This is a genomic window from Streptomyces sp. NBC_00376, assembly GCF_036077095.1.
In the GTDB taxonomy this organism is placed as follows: Bacteria; Actinomycetota; Actinomycetes; order Streptomycetales; family Streptomycetaceae; genus Streptomyces.
The window spans coordinates 8,166,465-8,183,916 of record NZ_CP107960.1 but is presented as its reverse complement, the minus strand read 5'-3'; the positions used below and the strand labels follow the sequence as shown (position 1 = coordinate 8,183,916).

The following is a 17,452-nucleotide window of genomic DNA, read 5'->3' as shown; positions in this document are numbered from 1 at the left end:
CGGTCCTCCGTGACCGGATCAGGCACCACGTCACCGGCTTTCGCCCGAACGACCGTTCTTCGAAAGGTACTTACTCCATGTCTGCTGATCTCAACGGCTCCCGCGCACTGGTGACAGGGGCGGGCCACGGCATCGGCCGCGCCATCGCCGTCGCGCTCGCCGAGGCCGGTGCGGACGTCGCCGTCCACTACCACTCCTCCGCCGACGAGGCCGCGAAGACGGTCTCGGCGATCGAGGCGCTGGGCCGCCGGGCGAAGGCGTTCAAGGCCGATGTCACGGTGACCGGCGATGTGGACCGGCTCGTCGAAGAGGCGACCGGCTTCCTCGGCGGGCTGGACGTGCTGGTCTGCAACGCGGGTCATCTGATCGGCCGGGCCACCATCGCCGAGATGACCGACGACCACTTCGACCAGGTCCTCTCCACCAATCTGACGTCCACGTTCCGCACCGTGCGCGCCGCGATCCCCCATCTGAAGGAGTCGTCGGCCGGCCGCATCATCACGATGGCCTCGCTGGCCGCGCACAACGGCGGCGGCCCCGGCTCGGTGGCCTACGCGGCGGCCAAGGCCGGTGTGCGCGGCTTCACCAAGGGCCTGGCCAAGGAGCTCGGCTCCACCGGCATCACCGTCAACGCCGTCGCGCCCGGCTTCATCAAGGGCACCGCCTTCCACGACACGTTCACCGCGCCCGAGGCGCAGCAGGCGATGGAGGCCGGCATCCCGGTCGGCCGGGCCGGCACCCCCGAGGACGTCGGCGCCGCGGTCGTCCACCTGGCCTCGCCGTCGTCCGGCTTCCTCACCGCCACCACCGTGGACATCGACGGTGGCGTGTGGCCGCGTTGAGGCGGATCGCCCGGGAGCGGGGCGGCTGGTGGCACGCGTACGTCTGCCCGGCGCACGGCGTGGAGCTCGACCACGGTGACCTGCTCTGCGGGGTGTTCCCCGAGGGCGGTGCGCGCTGCGCGTACGGCTGCCGGGTGGACGACGAGGCGGTGCGCGGCGCCTGGCTGGTGCTCTCGCACCAGGCGTGGGCGCGGCACCTGCGGGTGCTCGCCCACCGCAATGAGCGCGCCGAGTCCGTGTCGCGGCTGGTGGAGTACGCGGGGCTGTACGCCTCGCTGGCCACCGAGCGGCACGGCGAGGCCCAGTCCTGGATGCTGCGCGGCCGGCTCTTCCACCAGGCGCTGACCGACGCCATCTGGGCGGTGAACGTCGGGCACGCCGTGATCACGCTCGCCGAGCAGTCGACCGAGGACCTGGCGCCGGTGCTGCCGCTGCTGGACGCGCTGGAGCGGGCCGCTCTCGACGCCCGGGACGTGCTCACCGGTCAGGGCCACCTCGCCTCCAACTACACCGCGTGGCTCAACGCGGCCGGTGTGGCAGCGAGTCGGGGCGCTGCGGCGGCCCGTGGCCAGGAGTGGGACGGTGCCGGGCAGTGGCTGGAGGGCGAGCACGGGCTGTACGCGCATCTGCGGGTCGCGGTCGCCGATGACGGCTGGGAGTGGGAGGGCAGCACGTACTACCACGGGTTCGTGTTGCGGGCGGCGCTGCTGGCGCTGCGGGGCACCGACCCCGCGGCCGTGCCGTCGGACGTGGTGGACGTGCTGGCCGGGATGACGGATGTGCTGGCGGCGATCGCCACGCCGGGCGGCATCCTGCCGGCGCTGCACGACGGCCCGTATCTGCGTGGTCCACTCGCCCTGGAGTGGCTCGAACTCGTTGCGCTGGCCCAGCAGTTGGCGCCTTCACCGGCTCTTGAGGCGGTGGCCGGCCGGGCGCGTGCCGAGCTCGGCGCGCAGGACGACGGGCTCGACCGGGAGCTGGACGGCTGGTTCGCCGGCCCGCCGCTGCCGCAGCGCCCCGCCCCCGGTGCGGTGACGGTGTTCCCGACCGCCGGGTACGCGGTGCTGCACCACGCGGGCGTCCACGCGCTGCTGGACTTCGGTCCGCACGGCGGTTCGCACGGCCATCGCGACAAGCTGTCGCTGTATCTGTACGGCGACACCACCCCGTGGCAGCCCGACCCCGGCCAAGTGCCCTACGCGCACGCCGAGTTCCGCGATCTGTACGCATCGACCGAGGCCCATCCGGCGTTCCGGGTGGACGGCGGCGAACAGGCCGAGTGCACCGGGCGGCTGCTCGGTTCGGACGGTTCGTCCGTGACCGCCGAGGTGACGACCGCGTACGAGGGTGTGCGCGCGGTGCGCCGGGTGGTGCTCGGTGACGGCTATCTGGTCGATCTGCTGACGGTGCGGGCCGAGGACGAGCGGCGCCTCACCGCGCAGCTGCGCCCAGGTGTCGCGCTGGACGTCCAGCTCCAGGCCTCGGGCGAGGTCCGCACCACCTGGTACGGCGACGAGACCCTGCACGGCTGGCACACCCACACCCCGGGTGCGACCGTGCGTCCGGTCTCCCGGCCGGGCCCGGGTCCGGCCGACGACCCGCAGCGGGTGCGCACCCGGGTCGACTTCACCGCGCGGTCGCAGGAGGTCACCTTCGCGTCGGTGTACCAGGCGGCGTCGGCCGGGCCCGCCGTGGCCGATGTGCGGCTGGACGGTGACGGGGTGCTGACGGTCTCGCTGACCGACGGCGGTAGCGCACGGTTCCGGACGGAGGACTGACCCTTGTTGCTCTCGGCGACCCCGCCGCCCGGCCCGCGCCCCGCACAGCAGGCGCGGCTGTACGAGGAGGCCGCCCGCCACCGCGGGCTGACCCCGCCTCGTACGCATCCCCTGGCCAGCATCACCTGGCTCGGCCCCGCCGCCTCCAACCCGGCGCTGGCCTACCGGGTGAGCGGCGATCCGGTCCACCTGGCGGAGAGCCGGCGCTGGATCGAGGCCGCGGTGCGGCTGCCGCACTGGGGCAAGGCCCATATGCCGGACCACGATCTGGACGCCGGCTGGCTGCTGCACCATCTCTCGCTCGCCTACCGGTGGATCGGCGACGATCTACCGGACGGCGTGCGGGCGCTGCTGCGGTACAAGCTGCTGCTCCAGGGGCGGCGGATGTACGAGTTCGCGGTGGCGAGCGAGGGCCGCTGGTGGTCGTCGTCGTACTGGCAGAACCACAACTGGATCTGCTACGCGGGTCTGGCGACGGCCGGTTATGTGCTGGGCAAGGAGGAGTGGACCGAGCGCGCCAAGGACAACCTCGGTACGGTCCTCGATCTGATGCCGGACGACGGTTCGCACGCCGAAGGGGTCGTCTACTGGCGCTACGGCGTGCCCTTCCTCGCCATCCACCTGGACCTCCTCCAGGAGGCGGAGGGCATCGACTGGTGGGGGCGGGGCGGCTTCCTCTCGAACACCTTCCGCTACCGGCTGCACCAGCTGGCTCCCGGCTTCGCGTTCAACGTCGACCACGGCGACTGCCACGACCGGCGCAGCGGACACAGCGCCGGCCTGTACTACCGGCTCGCGGCGCAGTACGGGATCGCGCAGGCACAGTGGCTGGGCGATCTCGCCTCGGGTGAACTGCTGTGGCAGGAGGCGGCGGAGAGCGGGGTGCGGCCGGGGATCCTGCCGGAGGCGTATCTCGAATACCTCTGGTACGACCCGTCGGTGGCCGCTGCCCGTCCCACCGAGACCCGGGCGTTCTTCCCGGATCTCGGTCTGCTCGCGGCCCGTACCGGATGGGACGACGACGCCACGCTCGTCTCGTTCAAGGCGAGCCCCGCCGGCGGCCACAAGGCGTGGGAGACCTCCGCGAAGCACCGTGCGGAACTGGGCTGGGAGACCCTCGACCAGGGTCACCACCACCCCGATTCGGGCTCGTTCGTGCTGGTGTCGCAGGGTGCGTTCCTCGCGGTCGACGAGGGTTACAGCAACCGCAAGCGGGCCGCGCACCACAATCTGCTGCTGGTGGACGGCCAGGGGTACGCGGACGAGGACCGCTACCACGTCTACAAGGACATCCCGTACGAGCGGCAGGCCCGGCAGCGCGATGTGCTCGCCGGTCCCGACTGCGGGTGGGCGCATGCGACGGCGGAGATCGCCGCGATGTACGACCCCGCGCTCGGGGTGCGGCGGCTGGACCGGACGCTGGTGTTCACCCCGTCGGGACGGCTCGTGCTGCTGGACCTCGCCGAGGCGGACACGGAGCGGGAGTGGTCGTTCCTGCTCCAGACCGACCGGCCCACCGAACCCGGGCCCGACGGCAGTCGGCTGATCCGGTCCGGGGCGGCCTGTGCCCTGGTACGGCGGTTCGCGCCGCAGGACGCCTCGGTCGTCTCCGAGGCCACCGAGGTCGAGGCGAACCCGACGTCGAGCACGCCGGAGCTGCGTCTCACCCGCACACTGCACACGCTGCGTGCGACGACCGCGCCCTCGGCACAGGCGCTCTTCCTCACCGCGATCGTCCCGGGCCCGGCACCGGCCCCGGCCGAGCGGGTGGAGTGCGCGCAGGGCCAGGGCGTCACGTTCGGCGAGGAGACCGTGCTCCTCTCCCCCGTCGAGCGCCGGATCCGTACCGCGACGGTGTCGGCCGACGCGGCGGCGGTGCTGCTCGGGGCCGAGGGCTCGGCCCCGTACGTGGTGGCGGCCACCCGGCTGGAGCTGGACGGCCGCGTGCTGCTCGATGTCCCGGAGCCGTACACAGGAAAGGTCGGCTGATCACCATGCAGGCAACCCTCTCGTCCGGCTGGCCGACGCTGCTGCGGCGGCTGGAGTTCGTGGCCTATCCGGCAGCCGCCGGGGCCGCCTTCACCCTGCTGTCGCTCGGTGTCGTGACCTGGCTCCCCGCGCTCGCCGCGATGGGGCACGCCCTCCAGCGGTGGCGGGCGGAGGGTGACAGCCGCTGTTTCACCAACACCTTCGCCGCCTTCCCGCAGTACTGGCGGTCCCTGTGGCGCCACAGCCTGGCGTCCACCGCGGCGGGCATCGTCCTGGCCGCCAACATCGTCCATCTGCTGGGCCGTCCGGAGCCGTGGACGTTCGTGCTGCTCGCCGCGCAGGTGGGCATCGCGGCCGCGCTCACGATCCACCATGTGGCGCTGGCGGCCGAGGCGGGCCGCTCGCCGCGCGGCACGGTCCGCACCTGGTCGCGCGGTGCGCTGGCCCTCGGCTTCGGCTCGGCGGCCCGTGGCACCGCACTGCTCGGCGCGGTGGTCTCCGCCGCGCTGATCTCCCTCGTCGTACCGCTGGGACCCCTGCTCCTCGGCCCCAGCATCCCCGTACTGCTCGCTCTGTCCTTCGCAGACCCCAGGAGGCACACCCCATGAGCCGTGTACTGCGCACCACCCTCGTCGCCGCGCTCGCCGCCGGCGCACCGCTCGCCTTCCCCCCGCCTTCGGTGGCCGCCGAGGCCGCCACCGCGTACTACGTGTCGCCGTCCGGCAGCGACTCCAACGCCGGTACGTCGGCGGGCGCCCCGCTCGCCACCATCCAGAAGGCGGTCGACCTGGCGCCGACGGGCGCGGTGGTCAACCTCGCCGCCGGTACGTACAAGCAGGACGTCGTGACCAAGCGCTCCGGTGTCACCATCACCGGTCCGGCGAACGCCGTGGTGAAGGGGGCCGGCGACGCCCGGATCATCCAGGTGCAGCACGACTCGACGACGCTCAGCGGCTTCACCGTGGACGGACTGCACGGCTCGGCCGGCGACGTGTCGGGGTACCGCCTGAAACTCATCTATGTCATGAGCACGACCCCGGGCAACGGGGTGGGCGCGCTGCGGATCACCGGGATGACGCTGAAGAACGCCGCCGACGAGTGCCTTCGGGTGCGCTATCTGGTGACCGGGGCGGACATCTCCGACAACACGATCACCAACTGCGGGGTCGCCGACTTCAAGTTCGGCGGTGGCGGCAAGAACGGTGAGGGCATCTACCTCGGCACGGCCCCGGAGCAGCAGGGGGCGAACGGCGCCCCGGACGCGGCCCCCGACATCAGCAAGAACAACCGCATCCATCACAACACCATCGCCACCCAGGGCAACGAGTGCGTCGACGTGAAGGAGAACTCGACCAACAACTACGTCGAGTACAACGACTGCAGCGGTCAGAAGGACTCCAGCTCCGGCGGCCTGGACGCGCGCGGCAGCGGCAACATCTTCCGCTACAACACCATTCACGACAACGTCGGCGCGGGCATCCGGCTCGGCGGTGACACCGCGACCGACGGCATCGACACCAGTATTTACGGCAACACCATCACCGGTAACGCGGGCGGCGGCATCAAGTTCATGCGCACCCCGCAAGGTCCGGTGTGCACCAACACCATGAGCGGCAACACCGGTGGCGACGCGGTCGGCACCTACGGCAGCGAGTACGACCCGACGGGTGCGTGCCCCCAGTGACCGGGCGGGGACCCGCGAGACGCGGGGTACTGACGGCGGCGGCCTCTCTGGCGGCGGTCGCGGCCACGGCGCCGGGGGCGCAGGCGGCCGAGCGGTCGGGCGGCGGCGCGAGCCGGTCGCGGTGGACGACGTCCTGGTCGACCGCGCAGACCGCGCCCACCGCCACGGACACGGTGGCGAGCGCCGGCCTGACCGACGGCACCTGCGTCGCCAACGTACGGCTCTCCGCGGGCGGAACCGTCCGGCTGCGTTACGGGCACGCCTTCGGCACGGCCCCGGTCCTCGTCGGCCCGGTGACGGCGGGCGGCCTGCCGGTGACGTTCGGCGGGCGGCAGCAGGCGTGGCTCGCCGCGGGCTCCACGCTGACCAGCGACGCTGTCGCCGGACTGCGGGTCACCGAGGGGGCGCGGCTGACGGTGGAGACCAGGCTCCCCGGCCCCACCGGTCCGCTCTCCTTCCACCGCAACACCCATGCCTCGCACTCCGTGGACGGCGAGCGCACCACTTCGGTGTTCCTGCTGACCGGCGTCGAGGTGACGGGCGCGCACGGGCCCGTGGTCGCGGTGCTCGGCGACTCCATCACGGAGGGCGTCGGCACCCCCGACGACGCCGATCTGCGCTGGCCCGACCAGCTGGCCAGGCGGCTTCCCGGTTCCGCCGTCGCCAATCTCGGCATCAGCGGCAACCGGCTGCTGCTGGACGACGCCCGGTTCGGGCCGGGCGGCCAGGCGCGCTTCGACCGCGATGTGCTGTCCCTGCCCGGACTGCGCACCGTACTCGTCCATCTCGGTGTCAACGACCTCCAGCAGCCGCCGAGCCAGACCGATCCGGCGCGCGTGCTGGCCGGGTACCGGCAGTTGGTGCTGCGCGCCCGCAACGCCGGGCTGCGGACGGTCGGCGCGACCATCGCCCCGTTCGGCGGCTGGACCCGCTGGACGCCGGAGCTCGAAGCGGTGCGGCAGCGGATCAACGCGGCGGTGCGCACCGGCCGGGTCTTCGACGCCGTCGTCGACTTCGACGCGGCACTGCGCGATGCGGCAGACCCGGCACGGCTGCTGCCCGCGTACGACAGCGGGGACGGACTCCACCCCAATCCTTCCGGTCATGCCGCGCTGGCAGCGGCCGTCGACCGCCGAAATCTCCTGTGAGGGCCGCATGACGAACCCGGGCACCACTCCAGGCACCACCCGCCGCACCGTTCTCGCCGGTGCGGCGGCTCTCGGCGCGGCCGCCGCGCTGCCGCTGGCGCTCACCGCCGCCGCGTCCACCGCGCACGCTGCGGAAGGGCCCGCCGTCATCGACGACGCCACCGCCCTGCGCACCCGCTGGCACACGCTGCTCACCGGCGGCCCCGGCCTCGACCTGACGGACCCGCAGATCGCCGCGGCCGTGGCCAGGATCGGCAAGGCCGCGACCACCTCGGCCAAGGGCCTCGACCCGGCCCGGACCGACGGGCTGTTCCCCGATCTGACCAGCACCACGCTCTCCAACCACGTGACGACGTCGTTCAAACGGCTCGCCACGGTCGCGACCGCGTGGGCCGTCCCCGGCACCCCGCAGTACGGCGACACCGCGCTGCGCGATCTGCTGCTGGCCGGTATCGACTGGATGCTGACCAACCGCTACGGCGCCGGCCACACCCGGTTCGACAACGACTGGGACTGGGAGATCGGCTCCGCGCTCGCCCTCAACGACGCGACCGTTCTGCTGTACGACGCGCTCGGTACGGAGCGGCTCGGCCGGATCACCGCGGCCGTACGGCACTACACACCCGACCCGAACCTCTGGCGGGCCGACCGGCAGATCGCCACCGGCGCCAACCGGGTCTGGATCTCCACCGTGGTCGCCGTCAACGCGGTGCTCACCGGGACCGGCGGCGATCTGGCCCGGGTCCGTGACGCTCTTTCGGACGTCGAGGGTTCGGGCGCCAACAGCGTCCTCGCCTTCAACGACGCGAGCGCCGCGGCGGAGGGCACCGGCGAGGGCTTCTACTCCGACGGTTCGTTCCTCCAGCACTACAAGCACCCGTACAACGGCGGGTACGGCAAGGAGCTGCTGAACAACCTGTCCCGGCTGCTGAACCTCCTCGCCGGGACCGAGTGGGCGGTCACCGACCCCGACCTCGACAACATCCGCGGCTGGGTCGACGACGGCTTCGACCCGCTGCTGGTGCGCGGCGACGTGATGGCCTCGGTGTGCGGGCGCGAGATCGCCCGGCCCAGCAAGCAGGGCCATGTGTCGGCGCAGACGGTCATCGAGGCGGTGGTGCGGCTGATCCCGAGCTTCCCCGGCGAGACGGCCGACCGGTTCACCTCCCTGGTCAAGCAGTGGATCGCCGAGGACACCTACCGGGACTTCCTGGCCGTCACCGACCTCGCCTCGCTGGTCGCCGCCCGGCAGGTCATCGCCTCCACGGTGCCGGCGCGAGGGCCGCTGGTCGCGCACAAGCAGCACCCTCGGATGGACAAGGCCGCCCACCACCGGCCGTCGTTCGCGCTCGGCATCTCCGCGTACTCGTCCCGGATCTACAACTACGAGTCGATCCAGAACGAGAACCTGCACGCCTGGCACCTGTCCGACGGCATGGTCCTGCTCTACACCGACGACCTCGGGCACTACAGCGAGGACTACTGGCCGACCGTCGACCCGGCCCGGCTGCCCGGCACCACGGTCATCGCCGGGCGCCCCGCGGACGCGGCGGGGCAGCGCACCACCAGCACGGCAGACTGGGCGGGCGGCACCGCGCTGCCCGGCACCACGCTCGGCGCGTACGGCATGGAGCTGCGCGCGTACGGCAGTTCGCTGCACGGGCTGAAGAGCTGGTTCTGCCTGGACGACGTGATCGCCTGCGTCGGCTCGGGCATCGACGCCGACGCTGGCACGGCCGAGACGGTCGTGGAGAACCGGAAGCTGCGCGACCCGAAGGCCGCCCTGCTGGTCAACGGCACGGCGGCGCCCACGGACGCCGGCTGGTCGGCCCGTATCGACAAGGTGCGGTGGCTGCATGTGGCCGGAACCGGCGGCTACGTCTTCCCCGAGCCCGTCACGCTGAACGGTCTGCGTGAGGACCGCACCGCGACCTGGCGCGAGATCAACCTCAAGTACGGCACGGACACCTCGGTCACCCGCCCGTACCTGACGCTGTGGCAGGACCACGGCGCCGCCCCGAGCGGGGCCGGCTACTTCTGGCTCCAGGCCCCGGCCGCCTCGGCCGAGCGGACCGAGCAGTGGTCGGCCGCGCCGCCGGTGAAGCTGATCGCCCGCTCCACCTCCGTGCACGCGGTGCGCCGCTGCGCGGACGGGCTGGTCGCCGCGAACTTCTGGACGGCCGGCACCGTGCAGGAGCTGTCCTCGGACGGCCCCGCCTCGGTGCTGGTCCGCCCGGACGGGAAGACGGTGAAGGTGTCGCTGTCCGACCCGACACAGCTGCGGTCCTCGGTCGTGCTGGACCTGGCGCAGCGCGGCCTGAGCGTCGTCTCCGCCGATCCGGGCGTGAGCGCCCGCTCCACCGGCAGCGGCATCCGGATCACCGCCGACACCACCGGACGCCACGGTGCAACCCTCAACCTCACCCTGAAGAGGAGCTAGACCCTTGCTGTTCGACATGCCTCTGGACCGGCTGCGCGACTACCGGCCGGAACCGGAGGAGCCGGCCGACTTCGACGCCTTCTGGGAGAAGACGCTCACCGAGACGGCCCGCCACGACCTTGACGCCGAGTTCGTCCTGCACGACGCCGGGTTCGCGACCGTCGACGTGTTCGACGTGACGTTCCGGGGCTGGGGCGGGCAGCCGGTCAAGGCCTGGCTGATGCTGCCGAAGACGCGTTCCGGCGCGCTGCCCGCCGTGGTGCAGTACATCGGCTACAACGGCGGCCGGGGCATCCCGTACTCCTGGCTGACCTGGAGCGCGCTCGGCTACGCCCATCTGGTGATGGACAACCGGGGCCAGGGCGGCGGCGGCAAGAACACCGCGGACACCCCGGACATCGGCCCGGACGGGCACGGCTCCTCCTCGCCGGGCTTCCTGACCCGCGGCATCGAGGACCCGTACCGCCACTACTACCGGCGGCTGATCACGGACGCGGTGCGGGCGGTCGACGCGGCGAAGGCCCATGACGCGGTGGACGCCTCCCGGGTGGCGGTGCTCGGCGGCAGCCAGGGCGGCGGGCTGGCGCTGGCCGTCGCCGGGCTGCGGGACGACATCGTGGCCACCGTCGCCGATGTGCCGTTCCTCTGCCACTACCGGCGCGCCTCGCAGATCACGGACGCCGGACCGTACGCGGAGATCGCCCGCTGGCTGTCCGGGCACCGCTTCCGGATCGACGAGGCGATGGAGACGCTGTCCTACTTCGACGGGGTCAACTTCGCGGCACGGGCGAGTGCCCCGGCGTGGTTCTCGGTCGGCCTGATGGACAAGATCTGCCCGTCGTCCACGGTGTTTGCCGCCTACCACCGCTATGCGGGCCCGGCGCAGATCGAGGTGTTCACGTACAACGGGCACGAGGGCGGCGCCGAGTACGACCTGCCGCGCAAGCTCGGTGCGCTGCGGGGCGTGTTCGGCCGGTAGCGCACCACGGTCACCGGCCCAGCGCCGCCATCGCGGCGTTGTGGCCGGGAACCCCGCTGACCCCGCCGCCGCGCACCGCGCCGGCCCCGCAGAGCAGCACATTGGCGTGTGCCGTCTCCACCCCCCACCGGCCGGTGGACCCGGTGGCGTACGGGAAGGCGAGGTCCCGGTGGAAGATGTGGCCGCCGGGCAGCCGCAGATCCCGCTCCAGGTCGAGCGGGGTCTTCGCCTCGATGCACGGCTCGCCGTTCCCGTCGCGGGCCAGGCAGTCGGTGACCGGTTCGTCCAGGTGCGCGTCGAGCTGGGCGAGCGTCGCCGCGAGCAGTTCGGCGCGGGTCGCCGCGTTGTCGGTGGCGAAGAGCCGGGCGGGGGTGTGCAGACCGAAGAGGGTGAGGGTCTGGTAGCCGCGGGCGGCCAGGTCCGGACCGAGGATCGACGGGTCGGTCAGCGAGTGGCAGTAGATCTCCGACGGCGGGGCGGCGGGCAGCCGGCCCGCCGCGGCGTCCCGGTAGGCGTCGGCGAGCTGCCCGTACCCCTCGGCGATGTGGAACGTCCCGGCGAAGGCCGCGCGCGGGTCGACGGAGCGGTCGCGCAGCCGCGGCAGCCGGGTGAGCAGCATGTTCACCTTCAGCTGCGCGCCCTCGGCCGGGGCGGGCGGTTCGTCCCCGAGGAGGGCGGCGAGCGCCTGCGGGGAGGCGTTGACCAGGACCTTGCGGGCCGCGACGACCTGCTCGCCCTCGGGTGAGCGGACGGTGACCTCGGCCCGTGTTCCGTCGGTGTCGATCCGGGTCGCCTCGTGCCGGACCCGGATCTGTGCCCCGGCCTCGCGGGCGGCGCGGGCCAGGGCGTCGGTGAGCGCGCCCATGCCGCCGACGGGGACGTCCCAGTCGCCGGTGGAGCCGCCGATGACGTGGTAGAGGAAGCAGCGGTTCTGGAGCAGCGACGGATCGTGCGCGTCGGCGAAGGTGCCGATCAGGGCGTCGGTGAGGACGACTCCGCGTACCAGGTCGTCGGTGAAGTTCTTCTCGACGGCGACGCCGATGGGCTCCTCGAAGAGCGTCCGCCAGGCCTGCGGGTCGTCGATCCGCTCGCGCAGGGCGTCGCGGCCCGGCAGCGGTTCGGTGAGGGTCGGGAAGACCCGTTCGGCGACGTGCCTGGTCATCCCGTAGAACCGCTGCCACGCCTCGTACTCCCGGTCGGAGCCGGTGAGCGCGGCGAAGGAGTCCCGGGTGCCCTCCCCGCCGACGAGCAGCCCGGTGGCGCGGCCGCCGCGCACGGTCGGGGTGTACGAGGAGACGGTCCGCTTCCGTACCGCGAAGTCCAGTCCGAGATCGCCGACGATCTTCTTCGGGAGCAGGGACACCAGGTACGAGTAGCGCGACAGGCGGGCGTCGACCCCGTCGAAGGGGCGGGTCGAGACGGCCGCTCCCCCGGTGGTGGCCAGCCGCTCCAGGACCAGCACGGACTGTCCGGCACGGGCGAGGTATGCGGCGGCGACCAGACCGTTGTGGCCGCCGCCCACGATCACTGCGTCATAGCTGTCGGGTGCGGGCATGACCCTTCGTAGCACGGCGCGATCGCCCGTGGCCAGAGGACGTGGGGCCCGGTCGGTGCGGCGGCGCTGCCCGCTGCACAGCGCCGGCCTGCCGTGTGACCGAAGGCCGTGCTGCCGCGTCAGTTCGGCGGCTGCTGCCCGCTGCGCAACGCCGCGACCTGCCGGTAGAGCTCGACGGCCTCCGTTCCCCGGCCGAGCTGCTCCAGGCAGTGCGCCTCGTCGTTGCGGGCGGCGAGGGCGTCGGGGTGGCCGGCGCCCAGGAGCCGGTCGCGGGCCTCGGCGACGGTGCGGTAGACGGTGAGGGCGTCGGCCCAGCGGCCGAGCCAGCCGAGGCCGACGGCGACCTCGCGGCGGCTGACGAGGGTGTCCGCGTGGTCCGGGCCCAGCACGCGTTCGCGGATCGCGCACACGTCGCGCGCCTCGGCCAGCGCCTCCTCCCAGCGGGCGAGGCGCCCCAGGTTGACGCCGAGGCCGTGGCGGGCGCGGAGCGTCTCGGGGTCGGCGGCGCCGCCCACCCTGGTCCGGTCCGCCACGAGGGTGCGGTACAGCTCCAGGGCCTCCGCGCTGCGGCCCAGGCGGCCGAGGCTGATGCCGACCTCGTAGCGGGCGGAGAGCGTGTCGGGGTGGTCGGGGCCGAGCGATCTCGACCGGGCCCGGGCGACTTCCCGGTACGCCTGCAGGGCCTCCGTCCAGCGCCCCAGCCGGCCCAGGGTGTACGCCACCTCGTAGAGCGTGACCAGGGTGTCGGGGTGGTCGGCGCCGAGCAGCCGGCTGCGGGCCGACGCCACGTCCCTGGCCATCCGGTAGGAGTCCTCCAGGCGGCCGAGCCTGCCGAGGTTGAAGGCGAGGTTGTGGCGGCAGCGCAGGGTGTCGGGGTGGTCGGGGCCCATCGACCGTTCCCGGGAGGCGAGCACCTCCGCGTACACCTGATGGGCCTCGAAGTGCCGGCCCAGCCGGCCCAGCACGTACGCCGACTCCTGGCGGGCCGCCAGGGTCTCCGGGTGGTCGGGGCCCAGGATGCGCTCGCGGCCCCGGGCGACGCGCTCGAACTCCCGCAGGGCGTCCGAGGCACGTCCGGTGCGGCTGAGGGTGAAGCCGATCTCGTAACGGCTGGCAAGCGTGTCGGGGTGGTCTGGGCCCAGCGCGTGCTCCCGTTCGGCGGCGACCGCGCGATGCACCTCGCCAGCCTCCTCCCAGTGGCCGAGGCGGCCCAGGTTGAGGCCCGCGCTGTGCCGGCTGGCGAGGACCGACAGCAGTTCCGGCGACGGGGTCGGGCGTTCGGCCCCGGCCGGCGGCAGTTCGCCGGTCAGGCTGCGCAGGTCGGTGCCGGTGGTCCACTCGCCGGTGAGCCCTGCCCAGTGGTCGGGCGGGGCGAGCACGGCGTGGGTTCCGGTCGCCCTGTGGCCGGTGGTCATGGAGCGGGCCCAGGCGGGCAGCTGCTGCCCCGGGAGCACGACGGGAACGGGCGGTGCGAGCGGTACCCGCCCGGTGGGCGGCAGGTGCGGCTGCTCGCCGGTGCGGCCGACGGCGATCCGCTGCCGGAGGTCGCCCGCGTCGACGGGCCGCTCCTCGGGGGTCTTGGCCAGCAGTTCCAGCACGACACGGTCGAAGAAGCCCGGGAGCTCGGCCCGGTGGGTGCGCAGCGGGCGGGGCTGGGTGTCGCGGTGTCCGACGAGGACGGCCCAGGCGTCGTCGAGGTCGAACGGCGGTACCCCGGTGGCGATCTCGTAGAGCACGCAGCCCAGTGAGTAGAGGTCGCTGCGGTGGTCGATCTGGCCGCCGCTGATCTGCTCGGGCGACATGTAGTGCGGGGTGCCCATGGCGATGCCGGTGCCGGTGAGACGGGAGGTGAAGCCGACGTCGTGGCCGAGCCGGGCGATGCCGAAGTCGCAGATCTTCACCGTGCCGTCGGCCAGCCGCATGATGTTGGCGGGCTTGAGGTCGCGGTGCACGACGCCCTGCTGGTGGGTGTAGCCGAGGGCGTCGGCGACCTGTTCGGCGATGTCGACGACGTCCGGCACCGGCAGCGGGTGCTGCTTGTTGTCCTCCAGGAGCTGGCTGAGGTTGCGCCCGTCGAGGAGTTCCATGACCAGGTAGAGGACGCCCTCGTGCTCGCCGAAGTCGTGGACGACGGTGACGCCGCGGTGCTGGAGCGCGGCGGCGACCCGGGCCTCGCGACGGAAGCGTTCCCGCAGGACGCGGGTGAAGGACTGGTCGTGCTGGGGCCCCATCGGCTTCAGGCATTTGACGGCGACGTGGCGGCCGAGCGACTCGTCGCGGGCGCGCCACACCTCCCCCATGCCCCCGCGCCCGATCAGATCGAGCAGTCGGTACCGGCTCTGGATCAGCCTGGTGTCCGCCATCGCCTGCTGTCGCCCCCGTCTGCTCCGCCTGCTGTCTACTGCTGCGCCCTCCCCGGCCCGTCCAGTATGGCGGCCCGGCTGCGCAGTTTGTACGGGGTGGGGCGGCTGCCGGGACCGAGCCGGGCCATCGCGTTCAGAATGTGTCCGGGCGGGAGCCGCCAGCGGAGCCGGGCGGGGATGCGGCGCAGCAGGGCTCCGGCGGTGCGCAGGCGCCGGTCGACGGTGTGCGCCGGTGCGGCGGGTCTGCCGTAGAGCTCATGGGCGTACGGGGGCAGTGACTGGTAGGCGAGTGCCGCGACTGGCCGCCACAGCAGGGCCCGCGCCGGTACGAGCAGCGGGTGGACGGGGGGCCGTCGCAGGAAGTCGTCGACGTCCAGCGCCTCCGCGGACGCGGCGAGCCGGGGACGTACGCACTCGAAGTAGGCGGCGAGCTGTGCGGTGGTGGCCGGGACGTCCACGGGGTCGAGGCCGACGAGGCGGGCGCTGTGGCGGTGCTCGTCGACGTAGCGGTCGGCCTGGGCGGCGGTGAGCGGGAAGCCGGACCGGCGTTCGACCTGGAGGTAGGAGTCCACCTCCGCGCAGTGCACCCACAGCAGCAGTTCGGGCTCGTCGACGCCGTAGCTCTCCCCGGTCCGCGGGTCGGTGGCCTTGATGAGCCGGTGGATCCTGCGGACCCGGGCACCGGCCTGCTCGGCGGCCTCGGTGGTGCCGTAGGTGATCGTGCCGACGAAGCCGGCCGTGCGCATCAGCCTTCCCCAGGCGTCCTTGCGGAAGTCGGAGTTCTGCACGACGCCGCGTACGGCGCGCGGGTGCAGCGCCTGGAGGTAGAGCGCCCGGACTCCGGCGATCCACATCATCGGGTCGCCGTGCATCTGCCAGGTGACGGATTCGGGCCCGAAGAGCCCCGGGTCGGCGTCCACCATGTCGCTCGTACCTCCCGCTCGGCGGCGTACGTACGTATGCCGTACGCCCCCACAGGATGCGCGCGACGGGGCGGAAGCTCCAGACCCCCGTCCCGCCCGGTCACGCCCCGGCGATCACCGCCGCACCGGCCCGGCAGGGGTCCTCGCGTCATTCGTGGGGGACGACCGCGACGGGGCAGCGTGCGTGATGGATGGCGCCCTGGGCCACGGGGCCCAGGGACGGTGCCGGGCCACGATGGCGCCGGCCCCGGCCGACGACCAGCAGATCGGCACCCTCGGCGGCCTGCACGACGGCCTTGGCGGGGCTCACCAGTGCCGTGCCGTCGGTGACGTCCACCTGCGGGAACCTCTCACGCCAGGGAAGGAGGGTCCGGCCGAGGAGCTTCTGCGCGCCCTGGACGACTTCCTCGGCCACGTCATGGTCCACGCCCCAGGGCACGTACGCGTCCACCGGCAGGCTCCGGCCGTGGACGGCCCGAAGGGGCATGCCGCGCGCGGCGGCGGCCTCGAAGGCGAATCGGAGCAGGTTGTCGCAGGGCCCGTGCAATTTGAGCGCCACCACCACGCCACGCGTTCCGCTCGGGGCGGGCTGTCGGCCGTCGTCCCCCGCACCGGCCCGTACCAGGACCACCGGCCGCTCGGCACGGGCCACGACGGGCAGGCTGATGTCACCGAGGAAATAGCTCTCCACGGGCACCAGCCCACGCGAACCGAGCACGGTCATCTCGGACTCCGATGCCGCTTGCAGAAGGGCGTGCTCGGCGTCGTCGGCGACCAGGCTACCGACGACGGTGAGGCCCGGGTGGTGCGCCTGGAGTTCCACCCGGGTGTTGTCCACGATCCGTCTCGCCCAGTAGTTCTGGTCCTTCTCGGCGGGAACGTCGGCCGGTTCCTCCACCAGCAGCGGCCATGCGTGCAGCAGGCGCAGCGTGAGTTCGCGCCGCTCGGCTTCGTCGGCGGCCCAATGGGCGGCTGCCAGGCTCTCGGGCGACCCGTCGAGGCCGACGGTGACGACTGGCTCCATGACGAATGCCTCCGTCTCTCAGGGAACCGGAACGGCGGCAGAGGATCGACGGGGTCGAGCAGCTGCGCAGACGCGCCGGGCACGGGTCCTCTTCATCCGACAAGTACCCCAGATCCTCCGGCGGCGCATTTGGAGGGCGCCATCCGGCTGGCCCGGGGTGCGCGGGAGGCAGATAGTGGAGAGGCGGCGCATCGGGCGGAACCCGCCGGGAGGTGCTCACGGAAGCCCTCGGAAGCCGCAGAGGAGGCCACCCGCCATGAGCGCTTCTCCCACCCGTATCACCTCGGCCCTGCCCGCCTCGTACCGTGCCCGCCTGATGCAGATGGGGCAGGAGGTCAATTTCGAGGAGGGCGCGCGCCTCTTCAACGAGGGGGACCACGCGGACCGCTTCTGGATCCTGCGTTCGGGCACCGTCACGCTGGACTTCCGCGTCCCCAAAAGCTCGCCGGCCTCGATCGAGAACCTCGGGCCCGGCGAACTCGTGGGCTGGTCATGGCTGTTCGAGCCGTACATCTGGCACCTCGGGGCCGAGGCGATGACGCCCGTCCGTACCCATGAGTTCGACGCGGCGACGGTACGGATGACGATGGACGCCGATCCCGCCTTCGGCTCGGCCATCGGCCACTGGGTCGGTCAGGTCCTCGCCCACCGGTTGCAGGCAGCCCGGGTCCGTCTCCTCGATCTCTACGCCCCGCACGGCGGTGGCGGCCTCGTGTGATCCGTACCG

Annotated in this window: 13 protein-coding genes; 9 read left to right on the top strand and 4 right to left on the bottom strand. The window is 72.9% G+C overall.

Going from position 1 to position 17,452, the window contains the following annotated elements; translation table 11 throughout:
* Positions 1-77 precede the first annotated feature (77 nt).
* Genes OG842_RS36650 through OG842_RS36615 form a run of 8 tightly spaced genes read left to right on the top strand, consistent with a single transcriptional unit; the run spans position 78 to position 10,860 of the window.
* Entirely contained in the window at positions 78-842 is a 765-nt protein-coding gene (locus OG842_RS36650; RefSeq protein ID WP_266734678.1) for an SDR family NAD(P)-dependent oxidoreductase, read from the top strand.
* Positions 830-2,620, top strand: a complete 1,791-nt coding sequence (locus OG842_RS36645; RefSeq protein WP_266734680.1) for a heparinase II/III domain-containing protein — start codon at positions 830-832, stop codon at positions 2,618-2,620. Before OG842_RS36650 ends, OG842_RS36645 begins: the two co-directional genes overlap by 13 nt.
* Before the next feature lie 3 nt (positions 2,621-2,623).
* Positions 2,624-4,609 (top strand): heparinase II/III family protein, encoded by a 1,986-nt coding sequence (locus tag OG842_RS36640; RefSeq protein ID WP_266734681.1) that lies wholly within the window; start codon positions 2,624-2,626, stop codon positions 4,607-4,609.
* 5 nt (positions 4,610-4,614) lie between these two features.
* Positions 4,615-5,217 (top strand): DUF624 domain-containing protein, encoded by a 603-nt coding sequence (locus OG842_RS36635; RefSeq protein ID WP_266734682.1) that lies wholly within the window; start codon positions 4,615-4,617, stop codon positions 5,215-5,217.
* A complete protein-coding gene (locus OG842_RS36630; RefSeq protein WP_266734684.1) occupies positions 5,214-6,293 on the top strand; it encodes a right-handed parallel beta-helix repeat-containing protein in 1,080 nt (359 codons plus the stop codon). Before OG842_RS36635 ends, OG842_RS36630 begins: the two co-directional genes overlap by 4 nt.
* Positions 6,290-7,441 (top strand): SGNH/GDSL hydrolase family protein, encoded by a 1,152-nt coding sequence (locus OG842_RS36625; protein ID WP_266734685.1) that lies wholly within the window; start codon positions 6,290-6,292, stop codon positions 7,439-7,441. The genes OG842_RS36630 and OG842_RS36625 overlap by 4 nt, the downstream gene beginning before the upstream one ends.
* A gap of 7 nt (positions 7,442-7,448) precedes the next feature.
* A complete protein-coding gene (locus OG842_RS36620) occupies positions 7,449-9,881 on the top strand; it encodes a polysaccharide lyase 8 family protein (RefSeq protein ID WP_266734686.1) in 2,433 nt (810 codons plus the stop codon).
* Positions 9,882-9,885: 4 nt separating this feature from the next.
* Positions 9,886-10,860 (top strand): acetylxylan esterase, encoded by a 975-nt coding sequence (locus OG842_RS36615; protein ID WP_323185842.1) that lies wholly within the window; start codon positions 9,886-9,888, stop codon positions 10,858-10,860.
* A 10-nt stretch (positions 10,861-10,870) separates the two neighbouring features.
* On the opposite strand, the gene OG842_RS36610 is transcribed toward OG842_RS36615, so the two are convergent.
* From OG842_RS36610 to OG842_RS36595, 4 genes are all read right to left on the bottom strand, one after another.
* Positions 10,871-12,415, bottom strand: a complete 1,545-nt coding sequence (locus OG842_RS36610; protein WP_266734687.1) for a phytoene desaturase family protein — start codon at positions 12,413-12,415, stop codon at positions 10,871-10,873.
* A gap of 119 nt (positions 12,416-12,534) precedes the next feature.
* Positions 12,535-14,778: a serine/threonine-protein kinase gene (locus tag OG842_RS36605; RefSeq protein WP_266734688.1), complete on the bottom strand. Its 2,244-nt coding sequence runs from the start codon at positions 14,776-14,778 to the stop codon at positions 12,535-12,537.
* Positions 14,779-14,813: 35 nt separating this feature from the next.
* Positions 14,814-15,701 carry an oxygenase MpaB family protein gene (locus OG842_RS36600; protein WP_266734689.1) on the bottom strand — a complete coding sequence of 296 codons (888 nt, stop codon included), beginning with the start codon at positions 15,699-15,701 and terminating at the stop codon, positions 14,814-14,816.
* 148 nt (positions 15,702-15,849) lie between these two features.
* Positions 15,850-16,725, bottom strand: a complete 876-nt coding sequence (locus OG842_RS36595) for a universal stress protein (RefSeq protein WP_266734690.1) — start codon at positions 16,723-16,725, stop codon at positions 15,850-15,852.
* A gap of 256 nt (positions 16,726-16,981) precedes the next feature.
* On the opposite strand from OG842_RS36595, the gene OG842_RS36590 reads away from it, so the two are divergent.
* Positions 16,982-17,443: a Crp/Fnr family transcriptional regulator gene (locus OG842_RS36590; RefSeq protein WP_266734692.1), complete on the top strand. Its 462-nt coding sequence runs from the start codon at positions 16,982-16,984 to the stop codon at positions 17,441-17,443.
* Positions 17,444-17,452: the final 9 nt, after the last annotated feature.